The organism is Streptomyces sp. Ru72, from assembly GCF_002920635.1.
Taxonomy (GTDB): Bacteria; Actinomycetota; Actinomycetes; order Streptomycetales; family Streptomycetaceae; genus Streptomyces.
The window spans coordinates 92,891-107,956 of record NZ_PQSR01000020.1 but is presented as its reverse complement, the minus strand read 5'-3'; the positions used below and the strand labels follow the sequence as shown (position 1 = coordinate 107,956).

Annotated in this window: 10 protein-coding genes; 4 read left to right on the top strand and 6 right to left on the bottom strand. The window is 72.0% G+C overall.

The annotated features are described in order from the left end of the window. The first annotated feature begins 143 nt into the window (after positions 1–143). The gene (locus tag C3488_RS40475; protein ID WP_181138993.1) at positions 144–284 is read left to right on the top strand and encodes a hypothetical protein; all 141 of its coding nucleotides are present in this window, start codon (positions 144–146) and stop codon (positions 282–284) included. 25 nt (positions 285–309) lie between these two features. On the opposite strand, the gene C3488_RS12905 is transcribed toward C3488_RS40475, so the two are convergent. Both C3488_RS12905 and C3488_RS12900 read right to left on the bottom strand, forming a co-directional pair. Then, on the bottom strand, positions 310–4,875 hold the full coding sequence (locus tag C3488_RS12905; RefSeq protein ID WP_103839530.1) for a cation-translocating P-type ATPase: 4,566 nt from the start codon (positions 4,873–4,875) through the stop codon (positions 310–312). 231 nt (positions 4,876–5,106) lie between these two features. Continuing rightward, positions 5,107–5,418 (bottom strand): hypothetical protein, encoded by a 312-nt coding sequence (locus C3488_RS12900; protein ID WP_103839529.1) that lies wholly within the window; start codon positions 5,416–5,418, stop codon positions 5,107–5,109. Positions 5,419–5,476: 58 nt separating this feature from the next. On the opposite strand from C3488_RS12900, the gene C3488_RS12895 reads away from it, so the two are divergent. Both C3488_RS12895 and C3488_RS12890 read left to right on the top strand, forming a co-directional pair. After that, positions 5,477–5,764: a hypothetical protein gene (locus tag C3488_RS12895; RefSeq protein ID WP_146067856.1), complete on the top strand. Its 288-nt coding sequence runs from the start codon at positions 5,477–5,479 to the stop codon at positions 5,762–5,764. Positions 5,765–6,072: 308 nt separating this feature from the next. Next, entirely contained in the window at positions 6,073–6,834 is a 762-nt protein-coding gene (locus C3488_RS12890) for a ribonuclease BN (protein ID WP_103839543.1), read from the top strand. A gap of 100 nt (positions 6,835–6,934) precedes the next feature. Here the strand turns inward: C3488_RS12890 and C3488_RS12885 are convergent, their stop codons facing one another. The 3 genes from C3488_RS12885 to C3488_RS12875 are packed head-to-tail and all read right to left on the bottom strand — an operon-like array spanning position 6,935 to position 13,075. Beyond that, positions 6,935–10,087, bottom strand: a complete 3,153-nt coding sequence (locus tag C3488_RS12885) for an FAD-binding and (Fe-S)-binding domain-containing protein (RefSeq protein ID WP_103839527.1) — start codon at positions 10,085–10,087, stop codon at positions 6,935–6,937. Positions 10,088–10,116: 29 nt separating this feature from the next. Further along, positions 10,117–11,280 (bottom strand): enolase C-terminal domain-like protein, encoded by a 1,164-nt coding sequence (locus tag C3488_RS12880; protein ID WP_103839526.1) that lies wholly within the window; start codon positions 11,278–11,280, stop codon positions 10,117–10,119. Next, the gene (locus tag C3488_RS12875) at positions 11,270–13,075 is read right to left on the bottom strand and encodes a thiamine pyrophosphate-requiring protein (RefSeq protein WP_103839525.1); all 1,806 of its coding nucleotides are present in this window, start codon (positions 13,073–13,075) and stop codon (positions 11,270–11,272) included. Before C3488_RS12875 ends, C3488_RS12880 begins: the two co-directional genes overlap by 11 nt. A gap of 212 nt (positions 13,076–13,287) precedes the next feature. Between C3488_RS12875 and C3488_RS12870 the strand changes: the two genes are divergently transcribed. Then, the gene (locus C3488_RS12870; RefSeq protein WP_103839524.1) at positions 13,288–13,728 is read left to right on the top strand and encodes an SPW repeat protein; all 441 of its coding nucleotides are present in this window, start codon (positions 13,288–13,290) and stop codon (positions 13,726–13,728) included. Positions 13,729–13,806: 78 nt separating this feature from the next. Here C3488_RS12870 and C3488_RS12865 read toward each other — a convergent pair whose 3' ends face one another. Continuing rightward, a complete protein-coding gene (locus tag C3488_RS12865) occupies positions 13,807–14,820 on the bottom strand; it encodes a YihY/virulence factor BrkB family protein (protein ID WP_103839523.1) in 1,014 nt (337 codons plus the stop codon). Positions 14,821–15,066 lie beyond the last annotated feature (246 nt).

The window sequence follows — 15,066 nt, the reverse complement described above, 5'->3', positions numbered from 1 at the left end:
TTTCATTCTCACGTCTGTGACGTCCGGGAGGAATCCGCGCTTTTCTCGAAACGTCTCATCATGCGAACGTGCTCTTACCCCCTGCCGCGGCATCTCGTTCAATGGCTCTTCCGCCGGCTTCCGTCAGCGAGAGGAGACGCGCCGTGGGGGAACATGTTCACGTGCGCATCGGACACGGTCTGAGTGTGAGCGAGGACGGCGAACTGATCGAGTCGTCCCGCTGCCGCTGTGGCGCCACCTGGACCAGGACATACCGGGTGGACGGGGACGCGCCCGAGGAGTGACGGGAACGCGGGACCGGCTGTTCGCTCACGCGACGACGGTGCCCACCCCGGGCACGGGCAGGCCCAGGCGGGACAGCGCACCGCTCAGCCAGGCCGTCAGCGCGGCGGCCGCCGGCACGGGCGCGACGTCCCCGGGCGCCTCCACTCCGGCGTCCTCGCCTCCGGCGGGCAGCCACCCCGCATCGGCCAGGCGCTGCGAGAGCGGCTTCAGCGTCCCGTGGAGGAGCGTGGCGGTCGCGATGGACGCCACAGTGGTGCCCCAGCCGACGGGGCCGAGCGGAGTGGAACCGAAGAACCGGCTGATGCCCGGGGTCTGGACGATGCCGACGAGCACGGCGGCCGAACCGAGGGTGGCGGCGAGCACCTGGAGGTCCGCGCCGCCGCTGGTGAGGGTCTGGGCGAGCTGGGTGCCGACCACCGCGACCAGCGCCACCGTGGCGGCGCGGCGGCGCGTGCCGGTGAACCGGGCGGCCGTCCATGCCAGTCCCGCGCCGAGCGCCGTGGTGAGCCCGCGCTGCACCATCTCCTGGGTGAGCGAGGTGCCCAGCGACTGGTGCGGTCCCTCCCGCAGCAGCTGCTCCCCGGTGCTCTCGGCCGGCGTGCGGACGGCGATGGACAGCGCGGGGGCGAGGTCGGTGAGGAGGTTCACCAGCATGATCTGACGGGCGCTGAGCGGTGAGCTGCCCGCCACGGCCGAGGCGATCACGCTGAAGGTGACCTCCCCGAGGTTGCCGCCAATCAGGATGGCCAGCGCGGTCCTGACCGAGGTCCACATCGCGCGGCCCTCGGTGAGCGCGGCGACGATCGTCTCCAGGCGGTCGTCCCCGATGACGAGATCGGCCGCGGCCGTCGCCGCGGGCGTGCCGCGCCGCCCCAGGGCGATGCCGACGTCGGCGAGCCGGATGGCCGGGGCGTCGTTGGCGCCGTCGCCGGTCATCGCCACCACGCGGCCGAGCCGCTGGAACGCCTCGACGATACGGACCTTGTGGTGCGGGGTGCACCGCGCGATCACGTCCACCGTGGGCAGCAGCGCGTCGAGTTCGTCGTCGTCGAGCGCGTCCAACTCCGGCCCCGTGCAGACCTTCTGGTGCGGCTCACCGGTGACGGAGGCCGCGATGGCCTCCGCGGTGGCGGCGTGGTCCCCGGTGAGCAGGACGGTGTGGACGCCCGCCGCGCGCAGCCGGGCGGTGGCCGGCGCGGCTGAAGGGCGTACCGGGTCGGCGAGGACGACGAAGCCGACGAAGGCCAGGTCCCGCACCGCGTCGTCGGTCAGCTCCTCGCCGTGCCCCAGGGTGCGCTCGGCCACGGCGAGGACGCGGCGGCCCGCGCCGGCGAGCTCCTCCGTGGCCCGGGCGAGTGCCCTGCGACCGGCGTGGTCGAGCGCGCTCTCGGCCCCGTTCCGGCGTCTGCGCCCGCAGCGGGCCAGTACGGTCTCCGGGGCGCCCTTGACGCTCAGCAGGGTGGAGCCGGCGGTACTGCCCACCGTGGCGTGGTAGGCCCGGGACGGGTCGAAGGGCAGGGTGCCGGTGCGCCGCCAGCCGGGCGCGCCGCGGCCCACCGACACCCGTGCCCGCCGGGCCCCGGCGTCCACCGCCCGGTCGGTCTGGTGGGCCATCGGCTCGGACTGCCGGGCGGCGGGGGTGGCCCGGAGCGCCGCGGACAGGATCGCCTTGTGCCGCGCGCCCAGCCGGTCCACGGACACGTTCCGCTCCCCGTCGCTGACCGCGACGAGCTGGAGGTCGCCCTCGGTGAGGGTGCCGGTCTTGTCGAAGCAGAGCACATCGGCCCGGCCGAGCGCCTCGATGGTGCGCGGGTTGCGGACGAGGGCGCCCTGCTCGGCCAGGCGGCGCGCGGAGGCCAGTTGGGCGGCGTTGACGAGGAACGGCAGCCCTTCGGGGACCGAGGCGACGGCCAGGTTCACCGCGGAGGCGAGACTCTGGGCGAGCGGGCGCCCGTGCAGCAGTCCCGCCCCGGCCACCGCGACCGCGGACGCCGTCGCCACGGGCAGGCTGGCCTTGGTCAGCGACGACAGCCGCGCCTCGACGCCGGTGACCGGTGCGGCCTCCCGCGCGGTGACCATGGTGCGCCCGACCTCGGTGGCCGCGTCGGTGGCCACCACCACGGCGACCGCCTCTCCGGCGGAGACGGTGCTGCCCTCGTAGAGCATCGAGGAGCGCTCGCCGAGCTGAGCGGCGACCACGGGGGCCGGGGTCTTGGCGACGGGCAGGGACTCGCCGGTCAGTGACGACTCGTCGACCTCCAGACCCTCGGCGCACAGCAGCCGGCAGTCGGCGGGCACCACGTCCTCCGGCCTCAGCACGACGACGTCCCCCGGGACCAGCTCTTCGGCGGTGACCAGCCGCTCGACGCCCCCGCGCCGCACCCGGGCCCCGACCGCGGAGCGGGCGGTCAACTCGGCGAGGGCACGCTCGGTGCGGACCCGCTGCACGCCGCCGACCAGCGCCGACGTGGCGGTGACCGCGGCGACGAGTGCGGCGTCCGCACCGGACCCGACGGCGGCGGCCAGGGCGGCCCCGCCGGCGAGCACCGGTGTCAGCGGGTTGGCCAGTTCCTCGACGAACGCGGACAGCAGGGTGGTGTGCGGCGCGGCGCCCGTCGCCGAGGGGCCCTTGGCCCGCGCCGCGGCCTCCTCCGGGCAGAGCCCGTCGGCGGACGTCCGCAACCTCTCGAGGACGCGCGCGGGCGGCATCAGGTGCCAGGGGACGGTCGCCACGGAGGGGGTGACGGGGCGGGAGCAGAGCTGCCGGGCGCGCCAGACGCCCAGGCAGAAGGCGATCGCCCCGGCCGTGTTGCACGCCGACTGCCCGCGCGAGCACGCCTCGGCGGCCGGTGCCCGCAACGCCGCCACCGCGCCGATGCCGCTGCCGCCGGTGGACAGCACGGCGCTGTCCCGGTCGACCCGGCGGGCCACGCCGACGCCGGACAGGATCAGCGCCACCGACTCCAGATCGGTGCCGACCAGCAGGTCGGCGCCCCAGGCCGGCGGCTCCCCGTCCCGGTGCACGCCGATGCCGCAGTCCGACGCCGCGAGCGCACGGCGGTCGGCCGACACCAGCAGCACCACCGCGCCGTCCGCCTGCAGGGCCCGCACCGACGCCACCAGGTGACGCCCTGAGGGCACCGTCGCGTCGACGAAGCCGAGCCCCGGGTCGGTCCGGTCGCCGGCGAGAACCACCCGGATCTGGGAGCGTCGGGCGGCCGCGGCCAGGGCCTGCGCGCCCGGAAGGGTCTGCGTCGCCACACCGGCGACGGCCATCAGGCGGCGCCGCAGGGCGAGCCCCAGCACCTGTTCGCTGCCCCGGGACCGCAGCCGCTCGGCGGCCGGGTGCCCGGTGCGGCCGGTCAGCTCCAGGTCCTGAAGCGGGCCGAGCACCCAGCCTTCGCCGTCGCGCCGGACCCGGGTCGGCGCGGCCGGGTCGAAGAGGCCGAAGAGCCGGTCGGAGCACTGTTCGGTGTCGGCGCCGTCGAGCGGCACCAGGTCGGTCAGCTCGTACCGCCCGCCGCGCAGCACGTCCACGTCCAGCACCACGGTGTCCACCTGGCCCAGGCGGCGCAGCGCACCGCGGTCCATGGCCACGACGCCGCGCAGCGCCAGGAACCGGCCGAGGCTGGTGGCGAAGCCCTCGCGCCCGGCCTCGGGAGCCTTCGGCATGCCGGCCAGCGCCACCGCGAGCGCGCGCCGCGGTCCCGCGTACGGCGCGGCCAGGCAACCCACCGCGGCGCCCGCCCCCAGGGCCCGTTCGGCGTAACGTGCCGTCACGTCGCGGTGCGCTCGCGGCCGTTCCACGACGACCGGCTCGGCCTGCGCGTGTTCCGGTCCCCGCACCAGCCGCGGCTCCGCGTCGGCCCACGCCTCGAGGGTCGCGTTGGCCTCCCGCCACTGCGCGATGCGCTGCGCGGCGTCGAGCATCAGTCCTCCGCCACGGGTGGCCAGGCCCTGGACGAGCGCGTTGAGCGTCGGAACCACCGATTCGGGGCGTTCCAGTTCCGTGAGGCCGAAGGTGACCAGCCTGCGCAGCCGGGGGTGGCACTGGACGGCGGTGGCCAGCGCCCCGACCTCCGCAGGCAGCGGTGTCCACGGCGACAGGCGGGTGGCGGCCGAGAGGAGCAGGCCCGCGATGTCCGCGGCGAGGACCGGGAGTGCGGGCCGGCTGCGGGCCGCCTCGCAGGGGTGGTGCGGTCCGGGACACCATTCGTCGTGCTCGCCGGTCTCCGCGGTGGCGGTGGCCCCGTGGGACTCGGCGTGGGCGACGATCCGGAGCAGCTCCTGCCGTGACGGCGGCGGCGAGGCCAGTTCCACGACGACCCGTTCCGCCGGTGCGTTCACGCGCGCCCACAGCACCCCGGGATGCTCCTCCAGAGCGCGCTCCACCATCCGGCCCACCCGCATACCGCCGGGACCGTGCACACCGCGGAGCTGGATGTGGCAGCGGCCGGGGCGGGACCACACGTCCCGCCGGCCGAGGCCGAGCAACGTCACGGCCGCCTCTGCGGCGCCCCGGGCACCGGCGGCCAGGCCGTCGGCCAGCGGGCCCGGCAGTGGCAGGCGCGTCCCTGACAGCAGCGACATCCGTGCCACCTCCCGAGCGGACCGGTCCTGGTACGGATCCGATCATCGCGCGCACCGTAAGCACCCGCCCGGCGGGCTGATCCGAACGGATTCCCGGCTCGCAGGCCCCTTTCCCCGCCGGTACCGTCTGCCTCGGTGGGGGGCGATGTCCCGGACCCACGAACGGATGTGAACCGTGACCACGCCGAAGACCGCGCGAAAGTCCACGCAGAAGCGCCCGGTGAAGACCGCTCAGAGACGCACGGTGACGAGCACGACGAAGGCGGGGCAGCCCGCCGCCGCGGCGCGCAGGAGGCAGCGATCCGACGCCTCGTCGGCCGCGCGACGGCCGGTCGCCGGGCAGCCGGACGCGACACAGCCGACCACAGGACGGCCGACCACGAGACAGCCGGCGACAAGGCAGGCGACGACAAGGCAGGCGTCCGCGACACCGCCGACGGCGAGCCAGGCGAAGACGAGGTCGTCCGCGCGACAGTCGTCCGCGAAACGGCCGACCACGAGGCAGCCCGCCACCAGACAGCCCGCAGCGAGACAGGCGACCACGAGACAGGCGACCGTGAGGCAGGCCGTGGCGACTCGGCCGGTCGTGCGGCAGTCGGCCGTGAGACGGCCGGAGAGGAAACCGCCCGCCGCCCGCGGTGGGCGCACGATCACACTGACCGTCCCCTCGCTCGGCGAGGCCGCCACCTGGGCGGTCGACGCCGTCACGGTTCCCGTGGCCGCCGCGCGCCGGGTCCTGCCCGACGCCCACGGCCTGCCCCTGTACGTGGGTCTCGGCGCGCTGGCCGTCGCGGGCGCTCTCGAGGTGCCGGTGGCCCTGGGGCTCGGCATCGGCTACGCCGTGCTCCGGCACAGGGGCCCGCTCGCCCGGTTCTCCGGTTCGAGGTGACGATGGCTGGTGGCCACCTGGTCGCGTACGGCGCGCCGGTGGCCCTGGCCACGGCCACCGTGATCGGCTACCGGTCCTGACGGTCCGGCCGCCACTGCTCCCGGGCGCCTCGGTCCTCGCGGCCCTGGTCCGGCGCAAGGTGCTGTGACCCGGGGGAACCCGTTCGGGGTTCACGGCGGTCCGCCCGTGCCGTCCAACGTTTGTCCCCGCGCCCCCCGATCACCCGTCATGCATCGGCGGGGCGCCCAAGGAGCGGGAGGATGATCGCGGAGCGGGCCGTGAAACTGATCCGGCAGGCCGTGCACCACATGTGGGACCGGCTGAAGACGTACGACCTGGTCCGGCGCGGCCGTGAACTGGAGCTGATGCACCGCGCCCTCGGCTTCGCCACTCTGGCTCTGGTGACGCTGGCGCCCCTGCTCATCGTGGTGGCGGCCGCCGACCCTCTGGCGCACGGGGGCTTCACGACGTGGCTGGTCGACGGCATGGGGCTGTCCGGCCGGTCCGCGCAGGTGGTCACCGACATCACCACCGCGCCGCGCAAGGTGATCAGCGCGACCAGCGTGTGGGGCGGGATTCTGCTCGCCGTGTTCGGGGTGTCCTTCGGCGGGAGCGTCCAGAACGGGTACGAGCGGATCTGGAACCTGCCTCCCGGCCCGTGGCACCGCATCTGGCGCCAGGCCACCTGGCTGATCGTGCTCACCGCCTACCTCTACCAGGAGGTGCAGACACGTCTGGCGTTGCACGGATGGCTGCGGGTCGTGGCGTCCCTGGCGACCGGCGTGCTGTTCTTCTGGTGGGGCCAGCGCTTCCTCCTGGGCGGCCAGGTCCGCTGGCGGGACCTGCTGCCGGGCGCGCTCGCCACCATGGTCGGGCTGATCGGTCTGCGGGTCTTCTCCTATCTCGTCTTCACACCGCTCATCGTCAGCAACGCGGTCAGCTACGGACCGCTCGGGGTGGTCCTCGTACTGGAGTCCTGGCTGACCGGTGTCGGGTTCGTGGTCTACGGCGGTGCGCTGTTCGGCCGCTGGTTCTGCGAACACCACTGGCGGCCGCGCGTCACGCACTGACCGGCCCGACCTCACCGGCCGCGCGTCACGCAGGCGCCCGAACCGCCCGCACCGGCCACACGTGCGAGCAGTGACCGGCCCGGGGCGCACGCACCACGGCTCAGCGGCGCACCGCACGGACCCCGGCTGCCGAGAGGACGGCCACCACCGCGGCCACCACCGCGACCCGCCGTGCCCGTTCCCGCCAGGGCGGAGCCGGCCTGCGGGCGGCACCGCGCTCGGGCCGCCGCGTGATGGCATGGGCGCCCTTGTCGCGGGCGATCTTCATCACCTCGGCCACGTGCAGGGCCTGCCGTCCCGTGCGCGCGTCCTTGATCTGGGTGGTGCAGGAGAAACCGTCGGCGACGACCAGGCAGTCCTTGTCGGCGTCGCGGACCGCGGGCAGCAGGGCCTGTTCGCCGCACTCCATGGAGATCTGGTACTTGCCGGACTCGAAGCCCCAGGATCCGGCGAGCCCGCAGCACCCGCCCTGGAGGTTCTCCACCTCCAGGCCCATCTTCTCCAGCAGCTCCTGCTCGGGGCCCATGCCGCCGGTGGCGCGCTGGTGGCAGTGCCCCCACAGCAGCGCCTTGCCCTTGAGGGAGGGAGGGTCGATGTCGAACGTCCGGAAGAACTCCGGGAAGTGGTAGGCGTTGCGTGTGAGCCGTTTCGCGTCGTCGTCGTGCGGGAGCAGCTTGGGCAGTTCGTCCTTGAAGACGGCCAGGCAGCTCGGTTCCATGCCGACGATCGGTGTGCCGGCCCTGAGATGGGGCCGCAGGACGTCCAGGACCCGGTGGAGATAGCGTTCGGCGGTGTCCAGGAAGCCGTAGTCGTACAGGGGCCGTCCGCAGCAGAGGTGCTGCTCGGGCATGATCACCCGCCAGCCCGCGGCCTCGATCGCCTCGACACACGCCACCCCTACGTCTGTGTGGAAGTGGTTGTTGAACGTGTCGGGGAAGAGGACCACGGGGCGCCCGTTCGGGTTGGCGGTGCCGCCGCGGCGGGTGAACCACTCCTGCAGCGTCATGGGCGCGAAGCGGGGCAGCGGCCGGCGGCGGTCGATGCCCGCGACCAGCTTGGCGAGGTGGGACAGTCCGGGGGTGTGGGTGACGAGGTTGACCACTTCCGGAGCGCGCGAGGCGATCCGGGCGGCCTGGTCGATGAACCCGAAGGCGTAGGCGTAGCGGGGCCGCCGGCGGCGGGGTGACTTGTAGTGGTGGTACAGGAACTCCGCCTTGTAGGTGGGCATGTCCACGTTGACGGGACAGTCGTTGGTGCAGCCCTTGCAGGCCAGGCACAGGTCGAGCGCCTCGGCGACCTCCTTGGACTGCCAGCCGTCGGTGATCACCTCGCCCTGCAGCATCTCGAACAACAGCCGGGCCCGGCCGCGGGTGGTGTGCTTCTCCTCCCGGGTGACCTGGTAGCTCGGGCACATCGTCGTCTCGGCCTGCGGCACGCGGCACTTGCCGATCCCGACGCACCGCAGCGTCGCGTGGGCGAAGTCCCCGCCGTCCTCTTCGTAGGCGAACTTGGTCGGGTGCCGGGGCGGATTGTAGTCGGTGCCCAGTTTCAGGTTCTCGTCCATCCGGTAGGGATCGACGACCTTGCCGGGGTTCATCTTCCCCTGCGGGTCCCAGATCGCCTTGAACTCCCGCATGGCCTGGACGAGTTCGGTCCCGTACTGCTTCTCCAGCAACTCGCCGCGCTGCTGGCCGTCACCGTGCTCCCCGGAGACCGAGCCCCCCATGGAGACGACCAGGTCGGCGGCCTCCTCCATGAACGCCCGGTAAGTCGCCAGGCCGTCGGCGGTGCGCAGGTCGAAGCTGAGCCGGCAGTGGATGCAGCCCTGCCCGAAGTGGCCGTACATGGCGCCCGTGATGCCGTGCCGGTCCATCACCTTGCGCAGCTCGCGCACGTACTCGCCGATCCGGTCCGGCGGGACGGCCGAGTCCTCCCAGCCCGGCCAGTGGTCCTTCCCGTCCGGCGGGAACGCGGTCGAGCCGAGACCGCTCTCCCGGATCGCCCACAGGTGCTCGCTGGTGCCGCCCTCCTGCTTGCTCTTGGCGATACGGACGCGGTCCCGGTCATACCCCTTGTCCTCGGTGAGCCACCGCAGGAACCGGTGCGCCTGGTCGACGGACTCCTCGGCGGAGTCCGCGCCGAACTGGACGAGCAGCCAGGCCCCTCCGCCGAGGCGCGGAAGCTCCTGGATGTCCTCCACGTTCATGTTCTGCACCTGCTGGTCGCGGATCAGCTCGTCGTCCAGCGCCTCCAGACCGATCGGCCGGAACCGCTCGACGATCTCCGTGCAGTGCTCGGCCGCGTCGGCCAGGTCGTCGTACTCCACCACGACGAGGGTGCGCTGCAGAAGGGCGGGGGTGAGCATGAGGACGGCCCGCAGGGCGGTGGCGCAGGTGCTCTCGGTGCCGACGAGGGCACGGGCGACGTTGAAGCCGCGCTCGGGGAGGAGTTCGTCGAGGTTGTAACCGGACACCCGGCGCGGCACGTCCTCCGCGGAGCGGAAGCCGGCCCGGATGGCGTCGGCGTACTTGTCCCGCAGATCCCGCAGCGCGGCGTAGATCTCCCCCTTGCGGCCCCCCTCGGCGATGATGCGGTCGAGGTCCTTCTCCTCCTGCACACCCACCCAGAAGCGCGCTCCGTCGTAGGTGACGATCTCCAGCGCGTGGACGTTGTCGCTCGTGCGGGGCCCGGGGCCGTACAGCTGCGCCTGCACGGAGTGGATACCGCAGGAGTTGTTGCCGATGTTGCCGCCGATGACGCACCGGGAGTGGGAGGACGGGTCAGGTCCGAAGACCAGGTTCCACCGGCCGGTGTGCCGATTCAGTTCCTCGTTGATGACACCCGGCTCGCACGTGACCAGGCGCCGGTCCACGTCGAGCTCTCCGATGTCGGTGAGGTATTTCGAGTGGTCGATCACCACCGCTTCGTTGACCGTCTCACCCGACAGGCTCGTGCCCCCACCACGGTTGAGGATCGGTGCACCGAAGCGGTGGCAGATCCTGTGGACCGCGACCACGTCGTCGAGGGTGCGCGGAACGACCACGCCGATGGGGACCTGACGGAAGTTCGACGCGTCCTGCGCGTACAACCCCTGGGAGGCGGTGTCGAAGCGGACCTCGCCCTCCACCGCCTTGCGCAGAGCCCGCTCCAGCCTGCCCACGTCGAGGGTCATCCGGGCCCGCGGCGGGCCCGCGATCTCAGGGTGTGTTCTGGTCGGCACCTCGCGCTTCGCCCTGCGTGCTGCCTTCGCCATCGGATCCTCACCTCTCCTTCGCGACCTGGTCAGGCCGACCGCAGCCCGTAGACGCGGTACGGCTCGGCGTCGGCCCACTTGACGTCCAGCCCGAGTCCCGGACGGCCGGTGTCCGGTCGCAGGGCACCGCCCATCGGCGACAGAGTGCCGTCGAACAGCAGGTCCTCGACCCGTACGTGATCGTGGAAGTACTCCAGGTGCCGTAGGCGTCGTACGGCGCAGAAGGCGTGCGCGGACACCGCCGGGGCGCAGTGCGCCGACAGGTCGAGGTCATGGCCCGCCGCGAGGCCGGCCACCTCGAGGACGCCGGTGATGCCGCCGCAGCGGGTGACGTCCGCCTGGAGGCAGTCCACGGCGGGACGCTCCACGAGGTTGACGAAGTCCCGCATCGTGTAGGCGTACTCGCCCGCGGCGATCTCGAGTCGTTCCGGTCCGCGCTCGCGCAGCAGGCGCAGTCCTTCGAGGTCGGCGGAGCTGACGGGTTCCTCGAACCAGCGCACGTCCCACTCGTCGTGGAAGCGGCGCGCCCAGTAGAGCGCCTCCTTGCGGCCGAGCGCCCCGTTGGCGTCGGTGAACAGCTCCGGCTCGTCGCCGACCGCCTTGCGCACCGCGGTCAGCCGCAGCGGGTCGCGCTCGGGTTCCCGCGAGGTCTTCAGCTTGACGCGGGGAATGCCCTGTTCGACCCATCCGGTGAGCTGGTCGGTGAGGCGGGCCGGCGAGTAGTTCGTGAAGCCGCCGCTGCCGTAGACGGGGACGCGGTCGTGGTAGACGGGGAGCAGCCGGACCAGGGGGAGCCCCAGCAGCCTCGCCTTGAGGTCCCACAGCGCCACGTCGACGGCGGACACCGCCATGGCTCCGACGCCCGGGCGCCCGGCGTTGCGGATTTGCACGCCCATCCGCTGCCACAGGGCCGGCGGCGAGGTCACGTCCTGGCCCTTGATCGCCGGCGCCAGCTTGGACTCGACGAACGAGGCGGCCGACACGTCCCCGTAGGTGTACCCCAGTCCGGTCCGTCCGCCGGCGTGGACCCGGACCAGCACGACCGTGGTGGACTCCCAGTCCAGCGTTCCGTCCTGCTCCTTGCCGTCCGGACCGTCGGTCGGCACCTCGAAGGCGTGCACGTCGACCGCGTCGATGCGGCACTCGTCCGGCGCCGGACCGGCGGCCCCGACGGACCCCGGGTCAGTTCCCATGGTGGCGCCCGGGGAGGCGCTCGGCGTATTCGGTGAGCTTCTGGCGCACGCCCTTGGTGGCGATGCCCACCCTCTCGGGGTCGTGCACGGCGGCCTTGGCGGCCTTCTTCCCCTGCTCGGTCATGATGTGCGGCGGGATCGGCGCGATCTCCTGGTCCACCTTGAACTCCAGCACCACCGGCCTGTCACTGGACAGTGCCTCGTCCCAGGCCGCGCCGATCTTCTTCGGCTTGTCGCAGTACACGCCCTTCAGGCCCAGGAGCTCGGCGTACTTCGCGTACGGGACGTCCGGAATGTACTGCGAACCCGGGAACTTGGGATCCCCGGCCATGGCCCGCTGCTCCCACGTGACCTGGTTGAGGTCCTGGTTGTTGAACACGCAGAAGACGAACGGCGCTGGCCCGGACAACCGGTCCAGGTATCGCTTGATGGTGATCATCTCGTTCATGCCGTTCATCTGGAACGCGCCGTCGCCGACGAACGCGATCACCGGCCGGTCCGGATAGGCGAACCGCGCGGCGATCGCGTACGGCGTCCCCGGCCCCATCGTGGCCAGCGTGCCCGACAAGGACGCCTGCATCCCCTTGCGCAGCTTCAGGTGACGCGCCCACCAGTTCGTCCCCGAACCCGAGTCGGCCGTCAGAATGCAGTCGTCCGGCAGCCGGGGCGACAGCTCCGCCGCCACGGCCTGGGGATTGATCCGCCCACCGAAGTGCTGGTCGGACCACTTCTCACAGACGGCGTTCCATTCCCGTACGTCCTTCTCGATCTGTTGGCGCCAACTGCGGTCCTCCTTGCGCTTGAGCAGTGGCAGAAGAGCCTTGAGCGTCTCCTTGGAGTCCCCGACGAGATGGGCGTCCATCGGGTAGCGGATGCCGATCATCCGACCGTCGATGTCGATCTCCACACCGCGGGCCTGGCCCTCGTCGGGCAGCCACTCGGAGTACGGGAAGCTGCTGCCGATCATGAACAGCGTGTCGCAGTTCTGGATCATGTTGTCGCTGGCCTTGCTGCCGAGCAGACCGATGGGACCGGTCACGAACGGCAGGTCGTCCGGCAGCACCTCACGTCCCAGCAGCGCCTTGGCGACCCCGGCACCCAGCAGTTCGGCCGCCTGAACGACCTCGCTCTCCGCGTGGGCGGCTCCCTGGCCGATGAGCATGGCGACCTTCGAGCCCTCGTTGAGAATGTCCGCGGCCTTGCGCAGCTCATCGGGATCGGGCAGAACCCGCGGCCGGCTCCAGCCGACACTCGAGAAGACCGAGCCGTGCGTCTTGGGCGGCGACGGCTGGGCATCCGCCTCTTGTACGTCCTCCGGAATGATGATCGTCGCGACGCCCCGAGTGGTCAGCGCCGTCTTGAACGCCCGGTCGACGACGTGCCGCGCCTGACCCGGATGCACCACCATCTGGCAGAACTCCGAGACATCCGCGAACAGCTGCTCGAGGGCGATCTCCTGCTGGTAGTGCGAGCCGAGGCAGAGCCGCTTCTGCTGACCCACCACCGCGACCACCGGCTGGTGGTCGAGCTTGGCGTCGTACAACCCGTTGAGCAGGTGCACCGCGCCGGGACCGGAGGTGGCCGTGCAACAGCCGACCTCACCGGTGAACTTGGCATGAGCGCACGCCATGAACGCGGCCATCTCCTCATGCCTGACCTGGATGAACTCCGGGCTGCCTTTGGCACGGTCGAAGGCGCCGAGCAGTCCGTTGATCCCGTCGCCCGGGTAGCCGTAGACCCGCCCGACCCCCCACTCGCGCAGCCGCTGCAACACGAAATCCGCCACCAACGCCATGTCCGCTCCCTCGCCGCGCCCCTCTGCCGCCACGTGCCGACACGATGAGTGACCCTTCCGGGCCCTGCGTAAACAGCGCAGCGACGCGGCCACCCTCATGTCATAGGCGCCAGCAATCCCCGAAAAAACCGAAGAAACCTGGCATAACCACCCAATCAGAGTAAACTATTGCATGAGGCAAAGAACGCCCCTGATCAAAGGAGGCGACAGCAATGGCGCAGCACACCACCGGCCTGACCACGCATCCCGACCTGGCGGAGATGCGGGAACGGCTGGAACGCACCGCGTCCAGCGGGTCGGCCGTCGCTCTGGGCGGTCTGGTCCTGCTGGCGGGTCTCTACGCGGCGATCTCGCCCTGGGTCGTGCACTTCTCGGGCACCCCGTTCATCGCCGTGAACAACCTGATCGTCGGCGTCGCAGTCGGTCTCATCGGGTTCTGTGCCGCCCTGGCTCCGGAACGGATGCTCCGCCCGGCATGGGTGGTGGCCCCGCTCGGGGTGTGGCTCATCATCTCGCCCTGGGTGGTCACCGCCACGCACGGCGCACGGGCGGGCATCATCTGGAACAACTGCTGGATCGGTGCCGTGACGGCGGTCCTGGGGCTGGCCGCCATGGGCCTGACCGTCGGCATCACCCGCCGCGCCCCCCGCTGAGACGAGCGGAGTAGCGCATCAGTGCGGCGCGTCGTGTCACGGACACGGCACGCCGCCCTCATGCCCGCCGCCCAGCGGTCAGCCCTCTTCCTCGGGAGGGCCGCCGGAGGGCGGTTGCGGTGGCGGGCCGAAGCGCACCCTGATCTTCTGGAAGCCCTTGAAGGCCTCGGTGGCCGCGTACGACTGGTAGGCCCGCCGGTCGGCCGCAGTGAGCTGCACCCGGTCGGTGAAAGGGGTCAGCAGGCTGCGCGGCCACAGCCGCATGATCCGGACCACGCTGACCTCGGCCGTCATGAGGAAGATCAGCGCGCCGAGGTAGAGCCAGGCCAGCAGACCGAGGACGATGCCGAACAGGCCGTAGGTGGCCGTGGCGCCGTGCAGCACCTTGCTGACGTAGTACGAGCCGCCCCACTGCAGCAGTTGCCAGGCGAAGGCACCGCCGAGGACGGCGCCGAACAGCCGGCGCAGCGGCAGCCGGCGCCGGATCAGTGTCCGGTAGATGAGCAGCAGCAGCGCCGCGTTGAGGACGATGGCCGCGGCCGCGGCGGCGACCCTGACTCCGGTCTCCAGCCGGGCGCCGAACACGCTCGCCCGCGACTCCGCGACGGACAGCGCCGTGGTCAGGCACAGCCCGAGCGCGAGGATCGACAGGAACAGCAGGCCCCTGAGCCGTGACCGGAACGGATCGGGGCGCGCGTACCGTGGCACGGCCCAGATCTTGTTCAGCGCGTGCTGTGCGGCCTGGGCCACACCCAGGGCGCCGTAGAGGCTGCCCACCACGCCCACCACGAGGGCGACGCCGCTGCCGTGGAAGGAGTGGATGTTCTCGCCGAGCTGGTCGCCGATGACGGGGAACTCGCCGAGCGCGGAGTTCAGGACGCGTTCCCGTAGCTGGGGGTTGCCGCTGAGCAGGGTGCCGAGGACGGAGACGAGGATCAGCAGCAGCGGGAACAGCGACAGGAACGAGTAGTAGGTGAGGACCGCGGCGAGATAGGTCGCCTGGTCGTCGTAGAACTTGTACAGCACGGCGAGCGGCAGCCCCGCCCAGCGGTGGCGCCGCTGGTACGCGTCCACGCGGGCCACGACTCCCATGGTCTGCCTCGTGCGCTCCGCCGGGCACCCGCCGGCACCTCACGTCGTCCTGCTCGTGAGGATAGGTCAGGTGGCATGCACCCGCCACTGGACGCCCGCCTCACCGACCGCGCCATGACCGGCGGACGCACGCGCCCGCGTCCGACACGACGAGCCATTCAGCCCCCATGCACGTGCGCATCAAGCACCGTTACGGGATCTTTGACCGGGTAATTCCCATTCGCCGCTTTTCCCGTATCGGGAGTT

What these genes read in the sequence shown, in the direction of transcription:
- C3488_RS12890 (WP_103839543.1), top strand. Translation starts at nt 6,073, where the DNA reads ATGTGGGACCGGCTGAAGACGTACGACCTGGTCCGGCGCGGCCGTGAA.
- C3488_RS12865 (WP_103839523.1), bottom strand. Translation starts at nt 14,820, where the DNA reads ATGGGAGTCGTGGCCCGCGTGGACGCGTACCAGCGGCGCCACCGCTGG.
- C3488_RS12875 (WP_103839525.1), bottom strand. Translation starts at nt 13,075, where the DNA reads ATGGCGTTGGTGGCGGATTTCGTGTTGCAGCGGCTGCGCGAGTGGGGG.
- C3488_RS12885 (WP_103839527.1), bottom strand. Translation starts at nt 10,087, where the DNA reads ATGGCGAAGGCAGCACGCAGGGCGAAGCGCGAGGTGCCGACCAGAACA.
- C3488_RS12880 (WP_103839526.1), bottom strand. Translation starts at nt 11,280, where the DNA reads ATGGGAACTGACCCGGGGTCCGTCGGGGCCGCCGGTCCGGCGCCGGAC.
- C3488_RS12905 (WP_103839530.1), bottom strand. Translation starts at nt 4,875, where the DNA reads ATGTCGCTGCTGTCAGGGACGCGCCTGCCACTGCCGGGCCCGCTGGCC.
- C3488_RS12870 (WP_103839524.1), top strand. Translation starts at nt 13,288, where the DNA reads ATGGCGCAGCACACCACCGGCCTGACCACGCATCCCGACCTGGCGGAG.